Origin of the sequence: Segatella albensis DSM 11370 = JCM 12258 (assembly GCF_000426565.1) — a bacterium.
In the GTDB taxonomy this organism is placed as follows: Bacteria; Bacteroidota; Bacteroidia; order Bacteroidales; family Bacteroidaceae; genus Prevotella; species Prevotella albensis.
On the sequence record NZ_AUFP01000001.1, the window covers coordinates 302,780 to 329,693 of the forward strand.

Annotated in this window: 22 protein-coding genes; 11 read left to right on the forward strand and 11 right to left on the reverse strand. The window is 39.0% G+C overall.

The features are described 5' to 3' along the window. Positions 1 to 153 precede the first annotated feature (153 nt). A complete protein-coding gene (locus K333_RS0101365; protein ID WP_202900236.1) occupies positions 154 to 1,089 on the forward strand; it encodes a cation diffusion facilitator family transporter in 936 nt (311 codons plus the stop codon). Between the two features lie 7 nt (positions 1,090 to 1,096). On the opposite strand, the gene polA is transcribed toward K333_RS0101365, so the two are convergent. Further along, positions 1,097 to 3,862, reverse strand: a complete 2,766-nt coding sequence (gene polA, locus K333_RS0101370) for a DNA polymerase I (protein ID WP_027452242.1) — start codon at positions 3,860 to 3,862, stop codon at positions 1,097 to 1,099. An 86-nt stretch (positions 3,863 to 3,948) separates the two neighbouring features. Here polA and K333_RS0101375 point away from each other — a divergent pair, with 86 nt between their 5' ends. Next, a complete protein-coding gene (locus tag K333_RS0101375) occupies positions 3,949 to 4,926 on the forward strand; it encodes a polyprenyl synthetase family protein (RefSeq protein ID WP_024990150.1) in 978 nt (325 codons plus the stop codon). A gap of 3 nt (positions 4,927 to 4,929) precedes the next feature. Here K333_RS0101375 and deoC read toward each other — a convergent pair whose 3' ends face one another. The 6 genes from deoC to mnmG all read right to left on the reverse strand — a co-directional run bounded on the left by deoC (position 4,930) and on the right by mnmG (position 11,273). Then, on the reverse strand, positions 4,930 to 5,880 hold the full coding sequence (deoC, locus tag K333_RS0101380; RefSeq protein WP_024990151.1) for a deoxyribose-phosphate aldolase: 951 nt from the start codon (positions 5,878 to 5,880) through the stop codon (positions 4,930 to 4,932). A 7-nt stretch (positions 5,881 to 5,887) separates the two neighbouring features. Continuing rightward, positions 5,888 to 6,214 carry a nucleotide pyrophosphohydrolase gene (locus tag K333_RS0101385; protein WP_027452243.1) on the reverse strand — a complete coding sequence of 109 codons (327 nt, stop codon included), beginning with the start codon at positions 6,212 to 6,214 and terminating at the stop codon, positions 5,888 to 5,890. A 76-nt stretch (positions 6,215 to 6,290) separates the two neighbouring features. Next, positions 6,291 to 6,743, reverse strand: a complete 453-nt coding sequence (gene dtd / locus K333_RS0101390; RefSeq protein ID WP_024990152.1) for a D-aminoacyl-tRNA deacylase — start codon at positions 6,741 to 6,743, stop codon at positions 6,291 to 6,293. Positions 6,744 to 6,784: 41 nt separating this feature from the next. Beyond that, positions 6,785 to 8,626 (reverse strand): excinuclease ABC subunit UvrC, encoded by a 1,842-nt coding sequence (gene uvrC / locus K333_RS0101395; protein ID WP_027452244.1) that lies wholly within the window; start codon positions 8,624 to 8,626, stop codon positions 6,785 to 6,787. Positions 8,627 to 8,741: 115 nt separating this feature from the next. Next, the gene (locus K333_RS0101400; RefSeq protein ID WP_024990153.1) at positions 8,742 to 9,275 is read right to left on the reverse strand and encodes an adenine phosphoribosyltransferase; all 534 of its coding nucleotides are present in this window, start codon (positions 9,273 to 9,275) and stop codon (positions 8,742 to 8,744) included. 126 nt (positions 9,276 to 9,401) lie between these two features. After that, entirely contained in the window at positions 9,402 to 11,273 is a 1,872-nt protein-coding gene (gene mnmG, locus K333_RS0101405; RefSeq protein WP_024990154.1) for a tRNA uridine-5-carboxymethylaminomethyl(34) synthesis enzyme MnmG, read from the reverse strand. Between the two features lie 256 nt (positions 11,274 to 11,529). Here mnmG and K333_RS0101410 point away from each other — a divergent pair, with 256 nt between their 5' ends. From K333_RS0101410 to K333_RS0101445, 8 genes are all read left to right on the forward strand, one after another. Next, positions 11,530 to 12,207 carry a succinate dehydrogenase cytochrome b subunit gene (locus K333_RS0101410; RefSeq protein WP_024990155.1) on the forward strand — a complete coding sequence of 226 codons (678 nt, stop codon included), beginning with the start codon at positions 11,530 to 11,532 and terminating at the stop codon, positions 12,205 to 12,207. 42 nt (positions 12,208 to 12,249) lie between these two features. After that, positions 12,250 to 14,196 (forward strand): fumarate reductase/succinate dehydrogenase flavoprotein subunit, encoded by a 1,947-nt coding sequence (locus tag K333_RS0101415; RefSeq protein WP_024990156.1) that lies wholly within the window; start codon positions 12,250 to 12,252, stop codon positions 14,194 to 14,196. A gap of 21 nt (positions 14,197 to 14,217) precedes the next feature. Then, the gene (locus tag K333_RS0101420) at positions 14,218 to 14,973 is read left to right on the forward strand and encodes a succinate dehydrogenase/fumarate reductase iron-sulfur subunit (protein ID WP_024990157.1); all 756 of its coding nucleotides are present in this window, start codon (positions 14,218 to 14,220) and stop codon (positions 14,971 to 14,973) included. 112 nt (positions 14,974 to 15,085) lie between these two features. After that, a complete protein-coding gene (locus K333_RS0101425; RefSeq protein ID WP_024990158.1) occupies positions 15,086 to 15,823 on the forward strand; it encodes a M15 family metallopeptidase in 738 nt (245 codons plus the stop codon). 1 nt (position 15,824) lies between these two features. Next, the gene (locus K333_RS0101430) at positions 15,825 to 17,018 is read left to right on the forward strand and encodes a class I SAM-dependent methyltransferase (protein WP_036886328.1); all 1,194 of its coding nucleotides are present in this window, start codon (positions 15,825 to 15,827) and stop codon (positions 17,016 to 17,018) included. A gap of 161 nt (positions 17,019 to 17,179) precedes the next feature. Beyond that, positions 17,180 to 18,328 carry a hypothetical protein gene (locus K333_RS0101435; protein ID WP_024990160.1) on the forward strand — a complete coding sequence of 383 codons (1,149 nt, stop codon included), beginning with the start codon at positions 17,180 to 17,182 and terminating at the stop codon, positions 18,326 to 18,328. Positions 18,329 to 18,335: 7 nt separating this feature from the next. Beyond that, the gene (locus K333_RS0101440; RefSeq protein ID WP_024990161.1) at positions 18,336 to 20,303 is read left to right on the forward strand and encodes a DNA topoisomerase IV subunit B; all 1,968 of its coding nucleotides are present in this window, start codon (positions 18,336 to 18,338) and stop codon (positions 20,301 to 20,303) included. Between the two features lie 48 nt (positions 20,304 to 20,351). Then, positions 20,352 to 21,950, forward strand: coding sequence for a S41 family peptidase (locus K333_RS0101445; RefSeq protein WP_024990162.1), 1,599 nt, complete (start codon positions 20,352 to 20,354; stop codon positions 21,948 to 21,950). Positions 21,951 to 22,059: 109 nt separating this feature from the next. Here K333_RS0101445 and ybeY read toward each other — a convergent pair whose 3' ends face one another. The 3 genes from ybeY to ruvB are packed head-to-tail and all read right to left on the reverse strand — an operon-like array spanning position 22,060 to position 23,974. Then, on the reverse strand, positions 22,060 to 22,485 hold the full coding sequence (ybeY, locus tag K333_RS0101450; RefSeq protein ID WP_024990163.1) for an rRNA maturation RNase YbeY: 426 nt from the start codon (positions 22,483 to 22,485) through the stop codon (positions 22,060 to 22,062). A gap of 2 nt (positions 22,486 to 22,487) precedes the next feature. Then, a complete protein-coding gene (gene coaD, locus K333_RS0101455) occupies positions 22,488 to 22,940 on the reverse strand; it encodes a pantetheine-phosphate adenylyltransferase (RefSeq protein ID WP_024990164.1) in 453 nt (150 codons plus the stop codon). 2 nt (positions 22,941 to 22,942) lie between these two features. After that, positions 22,943 to 23,974: a Holliday junction branch migration DNA helicase RuvB gene (ruvB, locus tag K333_RS0101460; RefSeq protein ID WP_024990165.1), complete on the reverse strand. Its 1,032-nt coding sequence runs from the start codon at positions 23,972 to 23,974 to the stop codon at positions 22,943 to 22,945. Positions 23,975 to 24,525: 551 nt separating this feature from the next. Between ruvB and K333_RS0101465 the strand changes: the two genes are divergently transcribed. Then, positions 24,526 to 25,515, forward strand: a complete 990-nt coding sequence (locus K333_RS0101465; RefSeq protein ID WP_027452246.1) for a bile acid:sodium symporter family protein — start codon at positions 24,526 to 24,528, stop codon at positions 25,513 to 25,515. Between the two features lie 329 nt (positions 25,516 to 25,844). Here K333_RS0101465 and dusB read toward each other — a convergent pair whose 3' ends face one another. Further along, positions 25,845 to 26,852, reverse strand: a complete 1,008-nt coding sequence (gene dusB, locus K333_RS0101475) for a tRNA dihydrouridine synthase DusB (protein ID WP_024990167.1) — start codon at positions 26,850 to 26,852, stop codon at positions 25,845 to 25,847. Between the last annotated feature and the right edge of the window lie 62 nt (positions 26,853 to 26,914).

The following is a 26,914-nucleotide window of genomic DNA, read 5'->3' on the forward strand; positions in this document are numbered from 1 at the left end:
CTTCACGGCCAGCAAATATTTTGAATTCTGACTGCAAAATTACATAAAATAAATTAGAATCTCAAATATAATCTCTATATTTGCATTGTATAATCGTTTTTGCGATGATAGAGACAGTAGAAATTTGTCTCGCAACTACTAAAAATTTTTAGGATGAAAGAATCTATAGAAAATAAGGCTCGGGAAAGAAGTATTTTCCGAGTTACCATTGGCGGTAGTATTATTAATGTGGTATTGCTTGTCTTTAAGTTTACTGCCGGTGTTTTAGGTGGGTCAGCTGCAATGATTGCTGATGCTGTTCATTCGTTATCGGATTTCATAACAGATGCTATTGTGTTAGTGTTTGTAAAACTCGGTAATAAACCCAGTGATGATAGTCATGATTATGGGCATGGCAAATATGAAACTTTGGCTACCGCTATTATAGGAATTGCGCTTTTTGGAGTGGGAATTATGATTTGTTATAGTGGTGTTACCAAAATATGGTGGGCTATTCAGGGCAAACAGTTGCACTCGCCAGGTATGATTGCTTTGGTGGCAGCTATCGTGAGTGTGGTATTGAAAGAATGGGCGTTTGAATTTACAAATCGGGTAGGGAAGAAGGTTAATTCTCAAGCTGTTATAGCTAATGCATGGCATCATCGTTCGGATGCTTATTCTTCTATAGGAACAGTTTTCGGTATTGGTGGTGCTATCTTGTTGGGTAATGAGTGGGCTGTTCTTGATCCACTTGCTGCCATGATAGTAAGTTTCTTTATCGTTAAGGCTGCTTATGGTCTTATCAAACAAGCTTTTGAAGAATTACTGGAAGCAAGTCTTCCTGCGTGTGTGGAATCAGAAATCGTGAAGATTGCAGAGGAGGATACCTATGTGAGTCAAATACATAATCTGCGAACACGACGTATTGGAAACTGTATTGCAATAGAAATGCATTTGCGCATGCCGGGTGATACCTCTTTATATGAGGCTCATCAGCATGCGTCAAATATTGAGAAAAGGCTTCGGGATCGTTTCGGGAGTGGTACGCATATCAGTCTTCATATAGAACCTTTGAAAGTAAATGGTTCGTATGTGAAGCCTAAATCGTAAAGCTAAGTTAATGTGCTTCGAGCCAGTTTTTTCCCCATCCTGCATCTGCTATGAGAGGAACATTCAGGTGATAGGCGTTTTGCATTTCTTCCAGTACGATCTTTTCTACTTTTTCCTTTTCTTCAGGGTATACGGAGAAGTTTAATTCGTCGTGAACCTGAAGGATCATCTTACTTTGTATTCCTTCTTTGCGGAAGCGCTGCCAAATACGTATCATTGCGACTTTGATGATATCAGCTTCGGAACCCTGAATAGGGGCATTGATGGCATTTCGCTCGGCATATCCTCGTACGGTTCCATTATGACTGTTGATGTCTGCAAGATAACGACGTCTGCCAAAGATGGTTTCTGCATATCCTTTTTGGCGTGCAATCTCTTTGGCTTTCTCCATATATTCATGGACTTTTGGGAAAGTCTCAAAATAGTCGTGAATCAAATCTCGAGCTTCTCCATTTGGAATCTCCATTCTTTGTGCTAATCCGTAGGTTGTGATACCATAGATGATGCCAAAGTTGGCTTGTTTGGCCTTCTTTCTTTCGCTATCGCTAACTTCTTCGATTGGCTTCTTCCATATTCTTGCTGCTGTCGTCTTATGGATGTCGAACCCTTCCTTAAAGGCCTCTATCATATTTTCATCTCCAGAGAGATGAGCCATAATGCGTAGCTCTATCTGACTGTAATCTGCTGAAAAGAATAAACATCCGTATTCAGGAATAAAGCATTTTCTAATTTCTTTTCCGTCTTCTGAACGAATAGGTATGTTCTGGAGGTTTGGATCACTTGAACTCAATCTTCCTGTAGCTGTTAATGCCTGGTTGAAAGATGTATGTATGTGACCTGTTTGGGGATTGATAAGAGTAGGGAGGTTGTCGATATAGGTATTCAACAACTTCTTTAATCCTCTATAGTTTAGTATGTTATCAACGATCTTATTTTTAGATCGAAGAGTTTGTAGTACTTCTTCTGAAGTGACGTACTGTCCGGTTTTAGTCTTTTTCGGTTTTTCTATGATCTTCATTTTACCGAACAGAATTTCGCCTACTTGTTTTGGACTTGATATGTTGAATGTTTCTCCAGCTTCTTCATAGATTTCTTGTTCGTATTTAGCCATTCGTTTGTTGAAAATCTTTGAAGTCTCCTTTAGAGCATCAGTATCTAAGCATACTCCGTTTAATTCCATATCAGCTAATACAGGTACTAATGGCATCTCAATGTTCCAGAATAAATGCTCAGCATTCACTTCTTTTAGTTTTGGCTCTAAAACATGATAGAGTTTGAGAGTGACATCGGCATCTTCAGAAGCATATTCATAAATCTCTTTTGGGTCGAGGTCACGCATATTCTTCTGATTCTTTCCTTTTGGTCCTATAAGTTCTTCGATATGGATAGTCTGGTATTTTAAATATACCTCGGCCATGTAGTCCATATTATGATGGAGTTCTGGTTGGATAAGATAATGGGCAATCATGGTATCAAACATTTTACCTTTTATCTCAACTCCATATTTTTTGAGAACTTCGTAGTCGTATTTGATATTTTGTCCAATCTTTAAAATTTTCTCATTTTCATATATAGGTTTGAACTTATTAATGATTTCTATAGCATCTTTGTATTTTGATGGAATGGGAATATAGAAAGCCTTATTTTCTTCTACGGAAAAACTCAAACCTACCAATTCTGCATCAACAGGGTGGGTTGATGTTGTCTCTGTGTCTAGACTGAGAATTTCTTTTGTTAATAAAAAGTCATAAAGTTTGTTTATATCTTCCTGATTATCAACAAGTTTGTATTCGTGAGGTGTGGTTTTAAGGCTCTCATAGCTTGAATTTTCGATATCTCCTTGTCGATCGTCCGTAAATTCGGAAAAGAGATCAAGTTGCTGATTATTGTCTTTTTGCTTATTTTTGCTTTTTTTAAGTATTTTGCTTTTGAAAGACTTGAATTCTAATTCGGTAAAGATTTTATCTAATTTTTCTTCATCAGGCTCTTCAACTTTCAGGTCATCAATTTTAAATTGTTCTAAAGGGATATCTGTTTTGATGGTTGCGAGAAAATAGCTCATCTTGATATCTTCTGTTGCCTTTTCGACTTTTTCTTTCATTTTTCCTTTCAACTTGTCGGTATTTGCAAGCAGACCTTCGACCGAACCAAATTGATTAATCAATTTGGTGGCAGTCTTTTCGCCGACACCAGGACATCCTGGATAGTTGTCTGCGCTATCTCCCATCAAGGCAAGTAGATCGATGACTTGTTTTGATGACCCTATACCATATTTTTCGATGATTTCTTTTTCACCTAAAATCTCATACCCACCTCCGTGTTGTGGACGATACATATAAACATTTGGTTTTACGAGTTGACCATAATCTTTATCGGGAGTTAGCATATATGTTTCGATACCTAATTTTCCAGTTATAGTTGCTACGGTTCCGATGATATCGTCAGCCTCATAGCCATCTACTTGTAGAATAGGTATCTTATATGCTTTCAGTATATCTTTTATAATAGGTATAGCTGCTTTTATATCTTCTGGGGTTTCCTCTCTTTGTGCTTTATATTCAGGGAAAACTTTGTGACGGAATGTTTTTCCATGATCAAATGCGACTCCTATATAATTAGGTTTCTCTTTTGTTAATATCTCGTTTAATGTGTTGCAAAAACCTACAATTGCGGATGTATTGAATCCTTTTGAATTGATTCTTGGATTCCTGATAAGAGCATAATATGACCGGTAAATTAGCGCATATGCGTCTAAAAGAAACAATTTATCCATAATATTTTATTTTGATTGCGTAAAATTACTAAAAAAATAGCATATTTCTCGATATTTTGAGTAATTTTGTATCAAATTTGAAACGCATGGATTATTTATCTCTTATTAGAAAGCCTATAGATGATGATTTAAGTGATTTTATAAATCTATTTAATCAATCTCTTTCTCATACAAATGGCTTATTAGCTAGTGCTTTAGAGCATATTCGTAAACGTGCAGGTAAACGTATGCGCCCTATGCTTATTCTGCTAATGGCTCGAAATTTTGGTGAGATAAGTAGTTCTACTCAATATGCTGCTGTGGGTTTGGAACTTTTACATACAGCATCTCTTGTGCATGATGATGTTGTTGATGAGAGCTTGGAAAGAAGAGGACAAGCGTCTGTTAATGCTTCTTATGATAATAAAGTTGCTGTTCTTGTAGGTGACTATATTCTTTCTACAGCTTTATTATATGTCTCTAAGACTCATTCGGAAATTATCGTACGTTATCTGTCGGAGTTGGGTAGAACATTATCTAATGGTGAAATTCTACAACTTTCTAATATTCAGAATCAAGAAATTTCTGAAGAGGTTTATTATCAAATTATTAAGCGTAAAACGGCGGCTTTGTTTGAGGCTTGTTCTGCTATTGGTGCAGAAAGTGCAGGTGCTTCAGAAAAAGAAGTTGAGGCGGCGAAGAAATTTGGACAAAATCTTGGTATTATATTCCAGATCCGTGATGATATCTTCGATTATTATGATAGTAAGGAGATAGGTAAACCTACGGGAAATGATATGATAGAAGGGAAGTTGACCCTTCCTGTAATCTATGCTCTGAATTCTACAAAGAATGCTGATATGATTCAACTTGCTCGTAAGGTAAAGAATCGTACAGTTAGTCCTAAGGAAATAGCATCATTAGTTGAATTTACAAAGGCTAATGGAGGTATCGAATATGCTGATAAACGTATGTGGGATTTCCATAAAGAATGTATTGATTTCCTTGATCTTTATGTAAAAGATAACGAAATCAAAACAGCTCTTCGAGCTTATCTTGATTTCGTTATAGAAAGAAATGTTTAAGTATTAGAAATACTTAATTTCTGTACCTAGAATCTCGCTTAAGAGAAGATTGGTTAATCGGCTGGTACCCATTCTGTACCAATAGTTCGTTAGCCATTTTTCTCCTAGGACCTCTTTTACGATAGTGTATAGAATAATGGCGTCCATTACGGTGTTGATGCCTCCTGCAGGCTTAAAACCTATCTGTATGCCTGTTTTATCGTAGTATTCCTTAATGGCTTGACACATTACGTATGCGCCTTCAGGTGTTGCTCCTGCTTTTTCCTTACCAGTAGAGGTCTTGATATAGTCGGCTCCTGCATACATGGATAGTAATGCTGCTTTCTTGATGTTGCTTAAATTCTTTAGGTCACATGTCTCCAGAATAACCTTCATAGGTACTTCTCCGCATGCTTCCTTAAGTTCATGTATATCATCACATGTACCTTCATAATCTCCACTTAAGAATTTACCTACAGGTAATACAATATCTATGTTTGTAGCACCATCGGCAACAGCTAGAGAGGTCTCTGCAACTTTTACTTCCATGCGACTTTGTGATGAAGGGAAATTGCCTGTTACGTTGGTTATTTCCACTCCATCTACCTCCAATGTCTTTGCTATTAATTCTGTAAAGGTAGGGTAGGCACAAATTGCTGCAACATGTGGCAGGTCTGGATAATCCTTGTCAAAACTGTTTACCTTCTCTGTAAGTGCCAGAATTTCTTCTTCTGTATCGGTTGTATGAAGTGAAGTTAATTCAACGCTACCAAGAAGGAATTTCTTGACTTCCAAGTTGTCATTCTCAGGAACTTTTTCTGTTATGATTTTCTTAACAGCATCTTTGATTTCCTGTTCATTGATTTCTGTGTTATACAGATCCAGAGCCTGTTCGTATTTGCTTTTTTCCTCTTTTTTCCCTTTGTTCTGTTCGTTTTCAATATCGTTCAGAACTGTGTCTTTGATACTTGCCATATGATTCTTATTTTTGTAATTTTTTGTTGTTTTTATGTCGAGTGTAATCTCTTTTAGTCTTCTTTTCAAAACTTTTTTTTAGTTCTTCCGTGATGTCAATATTTGTTTGGTTTGCTATGCACATTAGAACCCAGAAAATGTCTGCGATTTCTTCTCCTATGTTGTCTTTCTCACCTTCTTTGAAGCTTTGATCTCCATATTTTCGTGCCATAATTCTTGCCAGTTCTCCTACCTCCTCTGTGAGGCAAGCCATGTTGGTTAGTTCTGAGAAATATCTAACGCCATATTCTTTTATCCATTGGTCTACAGCTTCTTGGGCTTGCTTGATAGTGATTTCTTTCATGTATTATTACTTTATGATTATCAAAATGTAAATAATATGGAATTTCCGAAGAATTGAAAATGGATTATCATTCTTTATTTTTAGTATCCATGCATATTGTAACGGGACCGTCGTTGAGTAATTCTACTTTCATGTCTGCTCCAAATTCGCCGGTGTATACTTGTTTACCCATAGCTTGAGAGAGTGCTTCGCAGAAGCGTTCGTAGAGTGGAATAGAGATGTCGTGTGAGGCAGCTCTGATCCAACTAGGTCTATTCCCTTTTTTATAACTTGCCATGAGTGTAAATTGGCTTACGACAAGTATTTCTCCGTCTACCTTCTGGATAGAAAGATTCATGATGCCATTTTCGTCATCAAACACCCTCAGGTTTACTATTTTTTTTACAAGCCAATTAATATCCTCTTCTGTATCGCTGCTTTCTATCCCAAGTAGAATCAGAAATCCTTTGGATATCTTACTTTTAACTGTATTGTTTATTGTGACTGATGCTTTTGAAACTCGCTGTAATACAATCCTCATGTTTTATATGTTATAACTTAGCAAAGGTACATTATTTATTTTTATTTTCCAACTTTTAATTTAAAATATTCTTTGATTATAGCAGCCTTTGATGGACCAATTGTGTCCGTAAGATCTTGATAACCAGCGCTTTGTATACCTTTGACGGACTTGAATTTCTTGATTAGAAGTTCTTTCGTTTTCGGTCCAATCCCTTTAATATCATCAAGTTCACTATGAAGAGCATGCTTGCTTCTCTTGTCTCTATGGAATGTTATGGCATATCGATGTACTTCGTCTTGTATTTGTGTTAGAACTTTGAATAGTTCACTTTTTATATCTATTCCAATAGTTTGTGGAGGCCACCCATATAATAGTTCATTGGTTCTGTGCTTATCATTTTTAGCAAGACCGGCGATTGGTATGTTTAGGCCTAATTCTCCTTCAACAACAGCTCTTACAACATCCATTTGACCAATGCCTCCATCTGTTATAATAAGGTCGGGTAAAGTTCCCCCTTCTTCCAGAATTCTTGTATATCTTCTCCTCACGACTTCTTTCATACTTGCATAGTCATCAGGGCCTTCAACGGTTTTGATATTGTATTTCCGATAATCCTTTTTGGAAGGCTTCATACCTTTGTATACAATACATCCTGCTACGGCATCTTTACCTGATATGTTAGAGTTGTCAAAGCACTCTATCTGGAATGGCATTTTGCTTAACTTCAATTTGTTTTGAAGTTCTTTCATTAATCTTGTTTGCTTCTGTTCTGGATTTAGTTTTTCAGCCTGTTTTAGCCTATCAAATTTATATTGTTTTCCATTCATTTCAGATAAGTCTAACAGATGTTTTTTGTCGCCTCTTTGCGGTACAAAGAACTCGGCATCTTTGATCTTCCAGTCTATATAGAAAGGTACAAGTATCTCTTTGGCTGTACTCTTAAATCTTTCTCGAATCTCTGGTATGGCGGTTATCAGTAGTTCTTCATCACTTTCATTTAGCTTTCTCTTATATTCGTAAGTAAAACTCTGGTTTATTGTTCCGTTCTTAACATGGATATAGTTGATGTAAGCATTATTGTTGTTGTCATCATCAACGATGGTGAATATATCTTCTTCTTTTATCGTAAAACTAACAACTTCGCTCTTGGCAACGAAATCTTGTAGTATTAGGTATTTCTTTTTAATTTCTTCTGCAACTTCAAATTTGAGCAACTCTGCATTTTTAAGCATAATCTTATAAAGAAGATTGCTGACATTCCTCGTGTTACCTTCGAGAATCTCTCGGGATTGCTTTATGTTCTCTTGATAATCTTCGTAGCTTATTTTATTAATGCATGGAGCATAACAGTTGTGGATATGATATTCCAGACAAGGCTTATATTTTCCTTGTTTGACGCCTTCTTTGGTTATGGTCATTCTGCATGTCCGAGGCTTATATATTTTTTTGATGAGCTCCAATACCTGATACATGGCTGTGATATGTGGATATGGGCCATAGTATGAGCCATATTTTTTATTTATGCTTCTCGTCTTGAAAATTCTTGGAAAATATTCGTTTGTAATACATATGCTAGGGTATGTTTTTCCATCTTTTAAAAGCACATTGTATTTAGGCTTATATTTCTTTATTAATGCGTTTTCCAGTAACAAAGCATCCTCTTCTGTGTTTACCACGCTATATGATATGTCTCTTATCTTCGATACTAACACCTTTGTTTTAAATCTATCTACTTCTTTGTGAAAGTATGAAGAAACTCTCTTTTTTAGATTTTTTGCTTTGCCTACATATATAATGTTATGATTCTCGTCATAGTATTGATAGCTTCCTGGCTTCTCTGGCATATTCAACACTATGTTTTTTAGATAAGCATTTAACTGTTCTTTTTCTTGCTTGTTCATACGCTTTCTCCTTTGTTTATAGGCATTTATGAGAATGTGTGTTTCACGTGAAACGCGTTAAATAATAAAGAGGAATATAGGTATGACACCTATATTCCCCTTCTGTATGTTGATATTAGAATTTAAGTAAAGAAGTTACTTCTATTCCATTATCTTCGAAAATCTTTCTGCTATTAGGGAATTCCTTATGCAATTCGATGATGAAATTACAATATACTTTCTTAGGATGGAATTTCTTAACCAATTTGCATGCAGCTTCCATTGTTCCGCCAGTTGCGAGTAAATCATCGTGTAATAGAACTATATCATTCTCGTTGATGGCATCTTCGTGGATTTCGATGGTGTCTATGCCATATTCTTTGGCATAGCTTTCTTGAACTGTTTTACATGGAAGTTTGCCGGGCTTTCTGCAAAGAACTACGCCAGCACCTAATTTAACGGCTAGTGCTGAAGACATAACAAATCCTCTACTTTCTATTCCTACAATCTTGGTGATACCTTTGTCTTGGTATAATTCATACATTTCGTCGCTAATCTCTTTAAGAGCTTCAGAGTTCTTGAAGAGGGTAGTAACATCTCGAAAATTTACTCCTTTTATTGGCCAATCTGGAATGCTACGGAGGTTGTCTAAAAGTATTTGCTTATTCATATATATAATGTTTTTTTTCTTTCTTTTCTTCGAAGTTTTACGTTTCTCTTTAATGCGTAATCTATTGGTTTTTAGCAATTTATCATTTCGTATGTTTCACGTGAAACGATATCTGTGTTTGGATGCTCATCTTCCCATTAATACAAGAAGAACATTGATATCACTCGGGGAAACTCCGGGAATTCTACTTGCCTGGCCGAGTGTTTCTGGATCTATTTTTTGTAGCTTTTGTCTGCCTTCTGTTGATATCTCCAGAATTTCGCTATATTTGAAATGTCCCTTGATTTTAATGCTCTCCAGTCTGTGCATTTTGTCTGCAACCAAATTTTCGCGATCAATGTAACCTTTGTATTTCATCTTTATCTCTGCAGCTTCAGCAATTTCCTCTTTTCTGTTGTTTGGAGATTGTAGAACTTCGTGCAAAGATGGGATAATGGTAGATAATTGATTTAAACTGATGTGTGGACGGACAATCAAGTCGATGATTTTGCAACCGCCATGAAGTGGAGTTGTTCCTAATTTCTCCAGTTGATTATTAATATCTTTCGGTTTTACGGATGTATTTTTGCAGAATTCAATGATTTTATTGATATTTTCTTTTTTCTCCATCCACCAATCATATCGGTCTTTTTTTGCCAACCCCAAGTTGTAGCTCTTCTCTGTTAAACGAGCGTCAGCATCATCTTGTCTTAATAAGATTCTGTATTCGGCTCTAGAGGTAAACATTCTGTATGGCTCGTCAACACCTTTTGTTGTTAAATCATCGATTAAAACGCCAATATAGCTTTCGTCTCTGTTCATTACGAAAGGATTACCATTGTTGCAATGTATTGCAGCATTGATACCAGCAACCAATCCTTGTCCGCCAGCTTCTTCGTATCCGGTTGTTCCGTTTACCTGTCCTGCAAAGAACAAGCCCTTCAGAATCTTAGATTCAAGAGAGTGCTTAAGTTGAGTAGGGTCGAAATAATCGTATTCGATGGCATAGCCAGGTCTGTAAATTTTTGCATCTCTTAGAGCCGGAATCTTGTGAATGGCATTCAGCTGTACATCCATAGGCATACTAGAAGAGAAACCATTCAGGTACATCTCGTTAGTCTCCTCGCCTTCAGGTTCTAGGAAAAGAGGATGAGAGCCTTTATCTGGGAATGTTACAAGTTTGGTTTCGATAGAAGGGCAATATCTAGGTCCTGTACTTTGTATCTGACCATTAAAAAGAGGAGAGTCCGCCAGTCCGCCTTTCAGGGTTTCGTGAACCTCCTTATTCGTGTAAGTTGTCCAACAAGGAAGTTGCTTTAATACACGATGCGGACCCATATATGAAAATTGATGGAAATCGAGATCTCCAGGTTGTTCTTCCATATCTTCAAAATGAACACTTCTCTTATCAATTCTCACAGGAGTTCCTGTTTTCATTCTTGCAGATTTGATACCCCATCGTGTAATACTCTCCGTAAAGTTATGAACAGCAGGCTCTGAGCATCTTCCACCTTCAAGCTTGTTTCGCCCAATATGCATTAATCCATTAAGGAAAGTTCCAGCTGTGACGACAATACTTTTAGCATAGAATACGACATCCCAAACGGTTTTTACTCCGATGGCAGTTCCATCTTTGACGATGAGTTCATTTACTTGATCTTGCCAAATATCAAGGTTCGGAGTGTTGTCAAGTTCTGTTCTCCAAGCCCAAATGAATTTACCACGATCACATTGGGCTCTAGGACTCCATACAGCAGGTCCTTTTCCAATGTTTAGCATACGAAATTGAATGGCAGTCTGGTCTGTAATCTTTCCCATTTGTCCACCAAGAGCATCAATTTCTCGTACGATTTGTCCCTTGGCAATACCTCCGATTGCCGGGTTACAACTCATCTGTGCGATTTTGTTCATATCCATTGTTATCAGACAAGTCTTAGCCCCCATATTAGCAGAGGCCGCCGCCGCTTCGCATCCGGCATGACCGCCGCCGACAACAACTACATCATAATAAAATTCCATAACCTGTAGAATAATTAACTAAAAAAGGAAATAAAGCCATCCTTTTTATTTTTCCGCAAAAGTAAGAAATAAAATTGAATTTTTGTTGAAATCCCTTTGTTTTATCACTAAATTATAGTAATTTTGCAGCAAAAGAGAAGAAATAATACTTAAAAAGAGGTATATAGAAGATAGGTTTTTCTATTGATGCGATTTCCTTTTGTAAAGAAAAAAGATATTAGTTTCTAACAGTTAAATATTTTAAAATCAATCATTTATGTGGTTAATCAATTCACCTATTGGTAGAAAAGTTGTAATGTCGTTAACCGGCATTTGCCTTATTCTATTTTTGACATTCCACTTGTGCATGAATGCTGTAGCTCTTTTCTCAGGAGATGCCTATAACACAGTTTGTGCATTTTTGGGATCTAATTGGTATGCTGTAATTGGCACTATTGGATTGGCAGCACTTGCTTGCATTCATATTGTGTATGCATTTATGCTGACAGCTCAGAATCTTCGTGCTCGTGGCTCTGAGCGTTATGCTGTTACAAGTCGTCGTCCAGAAGTAAGTTGGGCTAGCCAGAACATGTTGGTTCTCGGTATTATCATTGTTTTAGGCCTTGGTCTTCACTTATTCAATTTCTGGTACAACATGATGTTTGCAGAGTTAGCAGGTATTGCAACTCCAATTCCTCCTACACATGGTTATGAGCTGATTCAGCAGACATTCTCAAATCCAGTATTTGTTGTATTATATATCATTTGGCTTGTTGCTATTTGGTTCCATCTTTCTCATGGATTCTGGAGTGCAATGCAGACTCTTGGTATAAGCGGAAAGATTTGGCTGAAGCGTTGGCAGTGTATTGGATTGATCTACGTATCAATTTTGATGATTGCTTTTGTTGTAATTGTTCTAGCTTTTGTTTTTGGACTTACAAACCTTTGTGCCTAATAATTTAATGTATAAAGCATAATATTTAAAGAATATAAGATTATGTCACAGATAGATTCTAAGATTCCTGAAGGCCCTTTGGCTGAGAAATGGACTAACTATAAAGCTCATCAGAAGCTTGTAAACCCAGCTAACAAGCGTAAACTTGATATCATCGTTGTTGGTACAGGTTTGGCTGGTGCATCTGCTGCAGCTTCTCTTGGTGAGATGGGTTTCCATGTAATTAATTTCTGTATCCAGGATTCTCCACGTCGTGCTCACTCTATTGCAGCACAGGGTGGTATAAATGCTGCTAAGAATTATCAGAATGATGGCGATGCTGTATATCGTCTATTCTACGATACAATCAAGGGTGGTGACTACCGTGCTCGTGAGGCAAATGTTTATCGTTTGGCAGAAGTAAGTGCAGCCATCATCGACCAGTGTGTTGCTCAGGGTGTTCCTTTTGCCCGTGAATATGGTGGTATGCTTGCTAACCGTTCTTTTGGTGGTGTTCAAGTAAGCCGTACATTCTATGCAAAGGGTCAGACTGGTCAGCAGCTTCTTTTGGGTGCTTATTCTTCTTTGATGAAGGAAGTAAACAATGGTACTGTAGAACTTCATACACGTACAGAGATCGAGGATATTGTTGTTATTGACGGTCGTTGTCGTGGTGTGATTGCCAAGAATCTTGTAACAGGTAAGTTGGAGCGTTATTCTGCTCATGCAGTTTGTCTTGCTACTGGTGGTTACGGAAACACCTATTTCCTTTCTACCAACGCTATGGGATGTAACTGTACAGCAGCTATTCAGGCATATCGTAAGGGTGCATATTTTGCTAATCCATGTTTTGTACAGATTCACCCAACCTGTATTCCAGTTCATGGAGATAAGCAGAGTAAGTTGACCTTGATGTCAGAATCACTTCGTAACGATGGTCGTATCTGGGTTCCTAAGAAACTTGAGGACGCACAGAAACTTCAGCGTGGTGAGATCAAGGGTCGTGATATCCCAGAAGAGGATCGCGATTACTATTTGGAGCGTCGTTATCCAGCATTTGGTAACTTGGTTCCTCGTGACGTAGCTTCTCGTGCAGCCAAGGAGCGTACAGATGCAGGTTATGGTGTAAACAATACAGGCTTGGCAGTATTCCTTGACTTCTCTGAGGCATTTGAGCGCTTAGGTCGTCAGCGTGTAGATGAGCGTTATGGTAACCTTTTTGATATGTATCAGGAGATTACCGATGTTGATCCACATGACAACCCAATGATGATTTTCCCTGCTATTCACTATACAATGGGTGGTCTTTGGGTAGATTACGAGTTGGAAACATCAATTACAGGTTTGTTCGCTCTTGGTGAGTGTAACTTCTCTGATCATGGTGCTAACCGTCTTGGTGCATCAGCTTTGATGCAGGGTCTTAGCGATGGTTACTTCGTTATCCCTTACACCATGCAGAACTATCTTGCAGATCAGATTCAGGTTCCTCGTTTCTCTACAGATCTTCCTGAGTTTGAGGAGGCAGAGAAGGCAGTTCAGGCTGAGATTGACCGCATCTATAATATTAAGGGTGATGAGAGTGTAGATTCTATCCATAAGAAACTCTATCATATCATGTGGGATTACGTAGGTATGGCCCGTAATGCAGAAGGCTTGAAGAAGGCACTTTCTATGTTGAAGGATCTTCGCAAGGAATTCGACGAGCATGTTCGTATTCCAGGTGCTAAGGAAGGCTTGAATGTAGAGCTTGATAAGGCTATTCACTTGAGAGACTTCATTACAATGGGCGAGCTTATCGCTTATGACGCATTAGAGCGTAACGAGAGCTGTGGTGGCCATTTCCGTGAGGAGAGCCAGACAGAAGAAGGTGAGGCTAAGCGTGATGATGAGAACTACATGTATGTAGCTTGCTGGAAGTATGCAGGTTCTGACGAGAAAGCTCCTGAGCTTCTCAAGGAAAACCTTGATTACCAGTATATTAAGGTTCAGGTTCGTAACTACAAGAAGTAATTTTAAAAAGGAATTTCAAAAATGGATACAAATATTTCATTTACACTGAAAGTATGGCGTCAGAACGGACCTAAAGAGAAGGGTCATTTTGATACCTTTGAGATGAAGGATATCCCTGGTGATACTTCATTCCTCGAGATGTTGGATATTCTAAACGAACAGCTGATAGAGGACAACAAAGAGCCTTTTGTCTTCGATCACGATTGTCGTGAGGGTATCTGTGGTATGTGCTCACTATATGTTAATGGTCATCCACATGGACCTGCTCAGGGTGCAACAACTTGTCAACTTTATATGCGCCGTTTCAAGGATGGTGATGTTATCACAGTAGAGCCTTGGCGTTCAGCAGCTTTCCCTGTTATCAAGGACTGTATGGTAGATCGTTCTGCATTTGATAAGATTATTGCAGCTGGTGGTTATACTTCAGTTCGTACAGGTCAGGCTCAAGATGCTAATGCGATTCTTATTCCTAAGGAAAATGCTGACGAGGCTATGGATTGCGCTACATGTATTGGTTGTGGTGCTTGTGTAGCAGCTTGTAAGAACGGATCAGCAATGCTGTTTGTTTCTTCTAAGGTTAGTCAGCTCGCACTTCTTCCTCAGGGTCGTCCAGAGGCAGCACGCCGTGCTAAGGCAATGGTTGCTAAGATGGAAGAACTCGGTTTTGGTAACTGTACTAATACCCGTGCTTGTGAGGCAGAATGTCCAAAGAATGAGTCAATTGCCAATATTGCTCGTTTAAATCGCGAGTTCATCAAGGCTAAGTTGGCTGATTAATTGATTATGTCGTCCTTTCGGGGACAATAAATAAGCCCTCAACTGTTCTCAGTTGAGGGCTTTTCTATGAATTATATTTTGATATCTTTCAAAAAATCTATATCTTTGCGATATGAAAAAAATACTTTATCTGTTTGTTCTTATCTTATGTATCTCGTGTAGTTCCAAAGCGCAAAAACCATATCATAAGGCAAATTATAAGAAATCATCAGGCAAGACTGTTGCTCCTGCTTTCAAAGGTCTCAGTAAAACAGCCTTATCGTTATATAAGCAAGGATATATCAATGTTAAGGATGTTGACTCTAGTATTTTTGTGAGTCTTATGTATAGTCGTCCTGATAATTTCTGCAATGTTGTGCTATATGGCGACCTGAAAGAAGCATATCTCCATCCCAAGGCAGCGAAAGCGTTAAAAGAGGCCCAAACCTATCTTAAAACAATTCGTCCAGATCTCAGTCTGATAATCTTTGATGCAGCTCGACCGATGAGTATTCAACAGAAGATGTGGAACAAAGTTAAGAATACCAGTAAGTATTATTATGTTTCCAACCCGGCCCATGGCGGAGGAATGCACAACTATGGAATGGCAGTAGACATCTCCCTGTGTAAGTTGAATGGCGATACGATCAGTATGGGTACAAAGGTAGACTATATGGGCGATGCTGCGCATATTGACAACGAGACGTATCTTGTAGCACAGCATAAGATAAATGAGCAGGCTTGGCAAAATCGAAGACTCCTGCGCCGTGTTATGAAGCACGCAGGGTGGAGACCTTTGCCAACAGAATGGTGGCATTTTAATTTGTGTTCACGTGATGAAGCAAAGAAATACTATCAAGTAATCAAATAATATGAAAGAACTAGGAGATATCAATTCTGCCACATGGGATTTTATCAGAGAACACGCCTCTGCTCGTGTGAAAGATCTGGCTTTCAAGTCAGACAAATACCCTGATGTTGACTTTATGTTTGCTCTTGAGCAGATAGAAGGCCGGCAGAAAGCAGCTCAGAAGCTCCCATATTGGGCTTCTGTCGATGGAATAGTATATCCACCTCATATTTCTATGGAACAATGCTCTAGCGAGGCTACAGCGCGTTATAAAGCCTCTCTCGTAAGCAGATTATTGACAGACTTGCATTCGATGGTAGATCTGACAGGAGGCTTTGGAGTGGATTTTTCCTATTTAGCCCAGTCATTTGATTCAGCCACTTATGTAGAGCAGCAAGCTCATCTATGTCGTAATGCGATACATAATTTCAAATGTTTACAGCTAGATCATACCCATGTCGTATGTACAGATGGCGTTGAGTATCTCCGTCAAATCTCTCCAGTAAACCTCATCTTTCTGGATCCAGCTCGACGAGATAATCATGGTGCCAGAGTGTTTAGCATAGAAGATTGTTCTCCTAATGTTTTGGATATAGAAAAAACACTCCTCTCAAAGGCCGATTTCGTTATCGTAAAGCTTTCCCCAATGCTTGATTGGCATGATGCTGTACGTAAATTAAAGCACACTATAGAGGTACATATCATATCCGTAGGCAATGAATGTAAAGAACTCCTTTTGGTAATGTCGGCAAAAAACACAAAAACACTCGAAATTCATTGTGTTAATGATGAAGTGGATTTTGTGTATACTGAAGCAGAGGTTGTAGACAGCAGTTGGAAAAAGGTTGATATGGTCAGTTACCTATATGAGCCCAATAGTTCCATTATGAAAGCCGGATGTTTTGATGTCCTTTCCAAGAGATTTCCCATAACAGCTGTTGGCAAGAATTCTCATTTATATGTTTCAGATTCTGTCGTAGAGGAATTCCCAGGTCGGAAATTCGTTATAGAAACTATCACGACAATGAACAAAAAGGAATTACGGAAAGCATTAGTAGGCATTTCCAAAGCAAATATAACAGTTCGTAATTTCCCGATGGATGTTGCCACTTTGCGTAAGCGTCTTAAAATCAAGGATGGGGGAGATGTATATATATTTGCCACGACGAATAACGATGGTGGGCATATTCTATATGTTACAAAGAAACTGTCATAGAATTCTTACCCCTATGGCGATGACGTTTCACGCAGTTTGTTTTCAGGCAGAAAGTCGAACAAACTATCGAAGTCACGTTAAATCAACGATAAATAGTATTTTATTTTGCTTTTTGCTCATTTTTTTTTAAATTTGCATTTTAAAGCATAATAACTCAGATAATGTCATTGATAGAAATAAGAAAAGTAGAAACCAAGAAAGATCTTAAAACTTTCATCGAGTTTCATTACGATTTATACAAAGGCAATCAATATGACGTACCATCATTATTTGCAGATGATGTGAATACGTTGAGCAAAGATAAAAATGCAGCCTTTGAATTTTGCGAAGCAGAATATTTCTTAGCCTATAGAGAAGGAAAATTAGTTGGTCGCATTGCGGCTATCATTAATCATAAAGCTAATAAGCGCTGGGATCGTAAGATCGTGCGTTTTGGATGGGTTGATTTTGTAGATGATCTAGACGTGTCCAAGGCCCTCTTCAAAGCCGTTGAAGACTATGGTCGCAGCAAAGGAATGAACGAGGTTGTCGGTCCGTTGGGCTTTACAGACTTTGATCCAGAAGGAATGTTAATAGAAGGTTTCGATCAGTTAGGAACCTTTGCAACTATTTATAACTATCCTTACTATTCCAAGCACATGGAGCAGCTGGAAGGATGGGTAAAAGATAATGACTATGTAGAGTTCAAACTATTAGTTCCAAAGACCGTTCCTGAGAAGTATGTGAAGATTGCCCAGATGGTAGAGAAACGCTACAATCTGCATGTCCATATTCTTACCAAGCATGAAATATGGAAGGAAGGATACGGTCGGAAGATATTCCAGTTGATTAACGAAACCTTCAAGGATCTATATGGCTATTCTGAGTTATCTGATAAACAGATAGACCAGTATATCAAGATGTATCTGCCTTTTGCCGACCTGAATCTTATTCCGGTGATAGAAGACTGGAATGCAGACAGAAAGCTCGTTGGTGTAGGTGTTACCCTGCCATCATTGTCAAAGGCTGTACAAAAGTGTCACAGAGGTCGTATGTTACCTTTAGGATGGTGGCATCTGTTGCGTGCTCTTAAGTTCCATAAGACCAAGATTGTTGATATGGAGATGATCGGAGTCTTGCCAGAATATCGTCAGAAGGGTGCCAATGCCTTGATGTTCGCTCATCTTATCCCAATCTATCAGAAATACGGATTTGAATGGGGAGAGTCTCAGGTAGAGATGGAGACCAATGAGAAGGTGCAGAGCCAGTGGCAATATTTGGAGACAATCCAGCATAAGCGCCGCAGATGTTATAAAAAAGAGATAAAATAATCAAGATATGTCAGAAGAAAACGAAAAGATTCAGCCCCAGCAGTCTGTAGAATATACGGACGACAATATTCGTCATCTATCCGATATGGAGCATGTCAGAACCCGTCCTGGTATGTATATCGGTCGTCTTGGTGATGGAAATCTACCGGAAGATGGTATCTACGTGCTTCTGAAAGAGGTTATAGACAACTCTATAGATGAATTTAAGATGAATGCCGGTGATCGCATCGAAGTGGAGATTGAAGAAAATCTTCGTGTTTCAGTGCGTGACTATGGTCGAGGAATCCCTCAGGGAAAACTTGTAGAGGCCGTGAGTATGCTTAATACGGGTGGTAAGTATGATAGCAAGGCATTCAAGAAGAGCGTTGGTTTGAATGGTGTCGGTGTAAAGGCTGTTAATGCGCTGAGTAGCCATTTCGAAGTAAAGTCATTTCGTGATGGAAAGGTACGTGAGCTCGTCTTTGAGAAAGGTGTCAAGTTGAGCGACAAGACACATAAGACAGAGGAGGAAAATGGTACCTACATCTATTTCCAACCAGATAACACTTTATTCAAAAACTATAGTTTTCATGATGATATCGTGGAAACTATGCTTCGCAATTACACATATCTGAACTCCGGGCTCACCATCATGTATAATGGTCGACGCATCAAGAGTCGTAATGGTCTCGAAGACCTGTTGACCGATAATATGACCGTGGATGGCCTTTATCCGATCATCCATATGAAAGGTGAAGATATAGAGATAGCCTTTACCCATACCAATCAGTATGGTGAGGAGTATCATAGTTTTGTCAACGGACAGCACACTACTCAGGGTGGTACACATCAGAGCGCCTTCAAGGAACATATCGCCAAGACCATTAAGGAGTTCTTCAATAAGAATTACGAGTATACCGATATCCGAAATGGTATTGTAGCGGCTATCGCCTTGAATGTAGAGGAACCAGTATTCGAAAGCCAGACCAAGATAAAACTAGGTAGTACCCAGATGGCTCCAGATGGCGACAGCATTAATAAATATGTTGGTGATTTTATCAAGAAAGAGGTAGATAATTACCTCCATATCCATAATGATGTAGCCGAAGTACTAGAAAACAAGATCAAGGAAAGTGAACACGAGCGTAAAGCAATGGCAGGTGTCACCAAATTGGCCCGTGAGAGAGCTAAAAAGGCTAATCTGCACAATCGTAAATTACGCGATTGCCGTATTCACTATTGTGACAGCAAGAATAATCGAAAGGAAGAAAGTTGTATCTTTATCACCGAGGGCGACTCTGCCAGTGGAAGTATCACCAAAAGCCGTGATGTGAATACGCAGGCTGTATTCTCATTGCGTGGCAAACCTCTTAATAGCTTTGGCCTTACCAAGAAAGTGGTTTACGAGAATGAGGAATTCAACCTCTTACAGGCTGCTTTGGATATCGAGGATGGACTGGATAACCTGCGTTATAATAAGGTGATTGTAGCAACAGATGCCGATGTCGATGGCATGCATATCCGTCTGCTCATTATTACATTCTTCCTCCAGTTCTTCCCAGATTTAATCAAGAAAGGGCATGTGTATGTACTCCAGACGCCACTCTTCCGTGTAAGAAATCGTCGCACGAAGATAAAAAATAAGCAAGTGATAGCTGATGCAGATGAAAAACTTGAAAAGAGAGAAAAGAAAAGTGATTTCATAACACATTATTGCTATACAGATGAAGAGCGTCGACAGGCCATACAAGACCTAGGACCGGATCCTGAGATTACACGATTTAAAGGACTTGGAGAAATTTCTCCAGAAGAGTTCGTACATTTCATCGGTTCAGATATGCGCCTTGAACAGGTAACTTTGCACAAAAACGATCAGGTACAAAAACTCTTGGAGTATTATATGGGTAAAAATACGATGGAGCGCCAGAACTTTATTATCGATAATTTGGTGATCGAAGAAGATATTCCAGAAGAAGACTCTGTTCCTATGGATTAAATACTTTCAAAGTATACAGAGTTCTCATCTAGTAAATTTTAGAAAAACATGAAATACGTAATCAATACAAATAAAAGAGCAATGATGGTTACCATCTTGCTCTTTATGTTATTCATGCCAGTTGAAGCACAATTACGTTTCAACTGGGGTAATAAATCTCCATTAAGCAAATTGCAGCAGGCAGAGATTGCAATTTCCAATTTGTATGTTGATTCAGTCAATGAAAATAAATTGGTAGAAGATGCTATTCAGGGCATGTTGGAGAAGTTAGACCCTCATTCATCTTATACCACAGCCAAGGAAACCGAGTCGATGAGTGAGTCGCTCAATGGTAATTTCGAGGGCATTGGCATACAGTTCAATGTTATTGCCGATACTTTAGTGGTAATTCAACCCGTTTTAAATGGCCCCTCAGAGAAGGTTGGTATCCTTGCCGGTGATCGTATCGTCTCAGTAGAAGATACGGCCATAGCGGGCGTTAAAATGAGCAAAGAGAATATGATGAAACGCCTTCGTGGACCAAAGAATACAAAAGTCAAATTAGGTGTTGTTCGCCGTGGTGTCAAGAATGTACTTTATTTCACAGTAACGCGTGATAAGATTCCTTTGAAGACTGTCGATGCAGTCTATATGATTCGTCCACAAGTTGGCTATATTCGATTGAGTAGTTTCGGAATGACCAGTCCTCAGGAAATTGCAGACGGACTAAGAACGTTGAAGCAACAGGGCATGAAGAGTCTTATCCTTGATCTTCAGCAGAATGGAGGGGGGTACCTGCAGTCGGCTGCTGCTATTGCTAATGAATTTCTTCATGAGGGTGATTTGGTAGTTTATACCAAGGGACGTCAAGTGCCTCGCCAGGAATATCGTGCTGATGGCAAGGGAAGCTTTGTTACAGGAAAACTTGTAGTCCTTATCGATGAGTTCTCTGCCTCTGCGGCAGAAATTGTCACAGGAGCTATTCAGGATCAGGATCGTGGTATTGTTGTCGGTCGTCGCTCTTTCGGTAAGGGACTTGTGCAGCGTCCTATCCCATTCGATGATGGTAGTATGATTCGCCTCACCGTGGCTCATTATTATACGCCAAGTGGCCGTTGTATTCAGAAACCTTATCGCAAAGGCGACCTGAAGGATTATGAGATGGATTTTGAGAACCGTTATAATCATGGTGAATTATCTAACAAGGATTCTATCCATTTAGATAGTAGCTCAGTTTACCGTACTTTGCGCAAACATCGTTTGGTTTATGGAGGTGGTGGTATCATGCCCGATGAATTCGTACCTCTAGACACCACACGTTACACCCGTTTGTTCCGTCAGTTGTCTATTAAGGGAATCATAGTCAATGAAGATCTGAAGTATATCGATAATCATCGTAAAGATCTTAAGAAACAATATACCAGTTTTGAGGACTTTAATAAGAAATATGAAATTCCACAGAGCTTGATAGATACAATTCTTTCAGAAGGAAATAAACAGAAGATACAAGCTAAGGATGATGCCGAACTCAAGAAAACACTTCCAAGTCTGAAGATACAACTTAAGGCCCTCATAGCCCGTGATTTGTTTGATATGAACGAATACTTCCAGATTATAAACGAAACAGATGATATCATTCAGCGAGCATTGGAAGTAATCAAAAAGTAGAAATTTGCTCTATATCGCGTAAATAAAAAAGGTTTATCCGATAAGATCTATACATTTATCGGATGAACAAAAAATATCAGGGTTCTGTGAAAATAGAACCCTGATATTTTTATTTTCTCATTTCTCTGAGGATATCTAATGCCTTATTCTCATTAGCCTCCATAATTTCTCGCTCTCCCGGGCCTTTGTCGTTGATACCGCATAGATGTAGTATACCGTGGATGATCACGCGATACAGCTCTTCTGTATAGTCTTTAGCAAACTTTTCTGCATTGGTTCTCACGGTGTCCAGCGAGATGACAAGGTCACCATTGATAATGTCATCCTCATCATAGTCGAAAGTAATGATGTCGGTATAGTAATCGTGTCCCAGATATTCGTTGTTTACCTCGAGAATCTTTTCATCATTTACAAACATGTAACCTATCTCACCAACCTTTCTTCCGTAGGTTGCAGCTACAGCCTTAATCCAAGCTGTGGTCTCACGTTTTTTGATTTTTGGCATTTTAATGCCATCTGCATTATAAGTAATCATAATTATTTCTCCTTTCTTTTTGCTATAAATTCACTTGCATCCTTTCCAAAGAATTGCAATTCTCTTACCAATGTACTGCTGATACTTGATAGAGCTGGTTCAGAGAATAGCAGTACAGTCTCAATTCCGCTCAGTCGTCGGTTGATTTCCGCCTGCTCGCGTTCATATTCAAAGTCTTTTACCGACCTTACACCTCTGACAATGAAATTGGCGCCTTCTCTTTTGGCCATATCCACAGTCAAGTCACTATAGGCAACGACCTTGATATTCTTATTATCAGCATATAGTGTCTGAATATTGTTCAGTCTTTCCGAAATCTCATCCTGTGTATGTTTCAATTTGCTTACAGCCACAGCAATTACAAGTTTGTCAAAGAGAGGCAAAGCCCTCTCCACGATATTCTGATGCCCTATGGTAAAAGGGTCGAAAGTTCCTGTAAAAACACCTATTCTCATTATTAAAAAAGATTTGGTTCCATCACATTGCTATTATAAGGATTTCTTCCTAGATGGTCGTAAGCCAGTCTCGTAGCAGTTCTTCCTCTTGGAGTACGCTTGATGAATCCCTCCATGATCAGGAACGGTTCATACACCTCCTCTATGGTGCCAGCATCCTCACCGATTGCAGTGGCGATAGTAGAGATACCTACAGGTCCACCACGGAATTTGTCGATGATGGTGAGCAATATTTTGTTGTCTATCTCGTCCAGACCATATTGGTCGATGTTCAGCGCTTGTAGAGCAGTTTGAGTAATCTCACTTGTAATGGTTCCATTACCCTTTACCTGTGCAAAATCGCGTACTCGTCGTAGCATAGCGTTTGCGATACGAGGCGTGCCACGACTTCGACGGCTGATTTCCACAGCAGCATTGTCTTCGATAGGCATCTTCAGTAGCATAGCACTTCGCTTGATAATCTTCTGCAGCGTTTCTGGATTATAGTATTCCAGATGCATCTTAATACCGAAACGAGCTCTGAGCGGAGCCGTAAGGAGTCCACTTCTGGTCGTTGCACCTACGAGGGTAAAAGGATTCAAATCAATCTGTATACTACGTGCCGAAGGACCTTTGTCAATCATGATGTCTATTCGATAATCCTCCATTGCTGAGTACAAATATTCCTCTACCACAGGTGATAAGCGATGTATCTCGTCGATGAATAGCACATCGTTAGGCTCCAAGGAAGTAAGGATACCAGCTAAGTCACCCGGTTTGTCGAGTACAGGTCCTGAGGTAATCTTGAATCCTACGCCTAATTCATTTGCAATGATATTGCTCAGCGTCGTTTTACCAAGACCAGGAGGACCGTAAAGGAGTGTATGGTCAAGAGGCTCACCACGATATTTGGCAGCCTCTACAAACACTTCGAGGTTGTCTACAACCTTCTGCTGTCCACTAAAGTCTGAAAACTTTAGAGGGCGGAGAGCATTTTCAAACTCCTTTTCAGCCGAGGATATATTTTCGTTTCTGATATCGAAATCTTCGTCCATTCTATTTTTTCTATCTTTTGCTGCAAAGTTACAAAAAATACAGTATAAAGTTGTTTTTTCTGTATTTTTTTCTTTTCTTGATAAGATACTGTCCTGTTTTCATCTTTGAAGAATTGGATATTCTATATGTCTCTCAACATCTCAAGATTAAGACATTCTAGGGCTGTTACTGGTCATATATGGGTACGTTGTCCTGAAAATATACCTTCGTTTGGTGTGCGACGGCCGTGGTATACGTGTGCGACGGCCGTCGCACAGTTGTACCACGTTCGACGTACAGTTGTACCACGGCCGTGGTACACGTAATAAATTCACGAGTTTACCACAATGTTATAGGAATCATGTAGTTACATATGAACAGACATATCAAAACCATCTACAAAGTTACTTGTTCCAATTCTAATGAAAAAATAATGATTTTATAACTTAAATATTCGTATTTCGGATAAATTGAAAGTAAATGTAATAATTAAGTTACTGTTTATTTGTTGTACTCGTGTTTTTGTTATAACTTTGCAGTCGTGTTCAAAATTTAATTAAGGATTATAAGTATGTTGAGGTTTTTACAGGCATGCAGCCGATGGCTTGCTAATTATACGTCGGCATTTATTATTGTAATTGCGATTGTAACTATGTTTTTCCCTCATTTATTTGACTGGGTGAGAGGTAACACACAAACGGTGATACTTGGTATTATCATGCTGACGATGGGCCTTACGCTTACCACGCAAGACTTCAAGATTCTAGTCAGTCGTCCGTTTGATATTTTTATAGGAGCATGTGCACAATTTCTCATCATGCCAGGTATAGCTTATCTGTTGGTGAATGTATGGCATTTGGAGCCTGCATTAGTCTTAGGTATTCTTCTTGTAGGTTGTTGCCCAGGTGGTGTCTCTAGCAATATCATGAGTTATCTCTGTCATGGCGATGTGGCATTCTCTGTAGGTATGACCTGTGCATCTACTTTGTTGGCTCCTTTTATGACGCCTTTTCTGATGAAACTTGTCGCTGGTCAGATTATTGCCATAGACGCCATTGGTATGTTTACGAACATACTTATGGTAACGATCATACCAGTTGCCATTGGTTGCTTTCTCAATTATGTATATGCGAAGAAAGCCATATTTCCAACCATTCAAAGTTTGATGCCTGGAGTTAGTGTCATCTGTCTTGCTTTTATCGTAGGTGGTGTTATCTCCACGGTACACGATGATTTGCTCAATCGTGGATTGATGTTGTTCCTTTGGACTTTTGCTGTTGTCTTCTGTCACAATTCGTTAGGATATATTCTAGGTTGGTTTGCAGGCAAGACCGCAGGGTTCAGTGTAGCCAAGAAGCGTACGATAAGTATTGAGGTAGGAATGCAGAATGCAGGTTTAGCAACGGTTTTGGCAGGTAATTTCTTTGCAGCCCAACCATTGGCCGTACTTCCGTGTGCCATTAGTTGTGCCTGGCATTCTATATCCGGTACGATTTTGGCAGGAATTTATTTACGATGGGATCGTATTCATGAGAGACAATCTGTGAAATCGATTGCATAAATTCAGAAAAGAAAAAATAGAATGTATGTTTTCCTTTGATATAAATTAAGTACCTTTGCAGCGCAAAATAAAGGATACAAGAATATGAAATCTAATGAATTGAATTTGGATGCGAATACGCAAAACCTCCAGAAAAAGACTCAGGTAGAAAAAAGTTTTGACCGTTGGTTCTTTGATTATATCGAGACCCACTTTTAAACTCACTTTACTTAATGGAAATACATATATCATTGCGTTGATCTACGTAATGGTATATGTATTTTTTATTTTATAGAGATCCTACAGTGTGAATTCAACTTTTCTCTTGTTTTTGTAATTCTATCTTAGACTTAGGTAAGGGATACTTCTTTTAGGATCTTTCTACATTCCTCCAAGATTCCGATAAGTTCATCGGTCTTTGTAGCTCTGAGCATGGCTATGCGCGTCTGTTTGAAATCAGGGATACCTTTGAATATTGGACTTGCAGCCAGATGACGTCTGGTGTGCAGAATACCGCGATATTCATCAATGCGTTCAACATTGATCTTGAGTTGCTCTTCCAGAATATCAATCTTATCATCGAGAGATAATGGCAGATAGTCATCAGGTAAAGTTCCGTCAGCATCCAGATAATCACGTATCTCTTTGAAAATCCAAGGTCGTCCAAAAGTAGCTCTTCCAATCATTACAGCATCCACCCCAAACTTATCGAAAGCCTCTTTAGCCTTTTCCTTAGAAGTGATGTCACCATTTCCGATGATCGGAATATGAATGCGAGGATTCTTCTTTACCTCACCAATCAATGACCAATCAGCATCACCGGTGTACATCTGTGAACGCGTACGACCATGTATAGTGAGTGCCTGAATACCACAGTCTTGTAACTGTTCTGCAAGATCGGTGATAATAAGATTGTTGGCATCCCATCCCAGTCGAGTTTTTGCCGTTACAGGAGTCTTTACAGCCTTTACCACCTCACGTGTGATATCTAGCATCAAAGGAATGTTCTTAAGTAGTCCAGCTCCCGCCCCTTTTCCGGCAACCTTCTTGACAGGACATCCAAAGTTGATGTCGATGACGTCAGGATGAAACTGCTCAACAATCTTGGCAGCTTCTACCATAGGTTCTACTTCTTTGCCATAAATTTGTATGCCAACAGGGCGCTCATCATCATTTACAACCATCTTCTTAAGGGTTGAATTGATGCTGCGGATGATAGCATCAGCCGACACAAACTCAGTATATACCATGGCTGCGCCATAACGTTTGCACAGCTTGCGGAAGCCTATATCAGTAACATCTTCCATAGGAGCGAGGAAGAGTGGCTTTTCTCCAAATTCTAAATTACCTATTCTCATTCTGGCTGCAAAATTAATCAAAATCGTTTATATTACAAACCAAACTGACTGATTTCTCGAAT

What these genes read in the sequence shown, in the direction of transcription:
- deoC (WP_024990151.1), bottom strand. Translation starts at nt 5,880, where the DNA reads ATGGCAAGTATCAAAGACACAGTTCTGAACGATATTGAAAACGAACAG.
- polA (WP_027452242.1), bottom strand. Translation starts at nt 3,862, where the DNA reads ATGGATAAATTGTTTCTTTTAGACGCATATGCGCTAATTTACCGGTCA.
- coaD (WP_024990164.1), bottom strand. Translation starts at nt 22,940, where the DNA reads ATGAGAATAGGTGTTTTTACAGGAACTTTCGACCCTTTTACCATAGGG.
- ruvB (WP_024990165.1), bottom strand. Translation starts at nt 23,974, where the DNA reads ATGGACGAAGATTTCGATATCAGAAACGAAAATATATCCTCGGCTGAA.
- K333_RS0101435 (WP_024990160.1), top strand. Translation starts at nt 17,180, where the DNA reads ATGTCATTGATAGAAATAAGAAAAGTAGAAACCAAGAAAGATCTTAAA.
- mnmG (WP_024990154.1), bottom strand. Translation starts at nt 11,273, where the DNA reads ATGGAATTTTATTATGATGTAGTTGTTGTCGGCGGCGGTCATGCCGGA.
- K333_RS0101465 (WP_027452246.1), top strand. Translation starts at nt 24,526, where the DNA reads ATGTTGAGGTTTTTACAGGCATGCAGCCGATGGCTTGCTAATTATACG.
- K333_RS0101365 (WP_202900236.1), top strand. Translation starts at nt 154, where the DNA reads ATGAAAGAATCTATAGAAAATAAGGCTCGGGAAAGAAGTATTTTCCGA.
- dusB (WP_024990167.1), bottom strand. Translation starts at nt 26,852, where the DNA reads ATGAGAATAGGTAATTTAGAATTTGGAGAAAAGCCACTCTTCCTCGCT.
- K333_RS0101440 (WP_024990161.1), top strand. Translation starts at nt 18,336, where the DNA reads ATGTCAGAAGAAAACGAAAAGATTCAGCCCCAGCAGTCTGTAGAATAT.
- dtd (WP_024990152.1), bottom strand. Translation starts at nt 6,743, where the DNA reads ATGAGGATTGTATTACAGCGAGTTTCAAAAGCATCAGTCACAATAAAC.
- K333_RS0101425 (WP_024990158.1), top strand. Translation starts at nt 15,086, where the DNA reads ATGAAAAAAATACTTTATCTGTTTGTTCTTATCTTATGTATCTCGTGT.
- K333_RS0101375 (WP_024990150.1), top strand. Translation starts at nt 3,949, where the DNA reads ATGGATTATTTATCTCTTATTAGAAAGCCTATAGATGATGATTTAAGT.
- K333_RS0101445 (WP_024990162.1), top strand. Translation starts at nt 20,352, where the DNA reads ATGAAATACGTAATCAATACAAATAAAAGAGCAATGATGGTTACCATC.
- K333_RS0101415 (WP_024990156.1), top strand. Translation starts at nt 12,250, where the DNA reads ATGTCACAGATAGATTCTAAGATTCCTGAAGGCCCTTTGGCTGAGAAA.
- K333_RS0101420 (WP_024990157.1), top strand. Translation starts at nt 14,218, where the DNA reads ATGGATACAAATATTTCATTTACACTGAAAGTATGGCGTCAGAACGGA.
- K333_RS0101400 (WP_024990153.1), bottom strand. Translation starts at nt 9,275, where the DNA reads ATGAATAAGCAAATACTTTTAGACAACCTCCGTAGCATTCCAGATTGG.
- K333_RS0101430 (WP_036886328.1), top strand. Translation starts at nt 15,825, where the DNA reads ATGAAAGAACTAGGAGATATCAATTCTGCCACATGGGATTTTATCAGA.
- uvrC (WP_027452244.1), bottom strand. Translation starts at nt 8,626, where the DNA reads ATGAACAAGCAAGAAAAAGAACAGTTAAATGCTTATCTAAAAAACATA.
- ybeY (WP_024990163.1), bottom strand. Translation starts at nt 22,485, where the DNA reads ATGATTACTTATAATGCAGATGGCATTAAAATGCCAAAAATCAAAAAA.
- K333_RS0101410 (WP_024990155.1), top strand. Translation starts at nt 11,530, where the DNA reads ATGTGGTTAATCAATTCACCTATTGGTAGAAAAGTTGTAATGTCGTTA.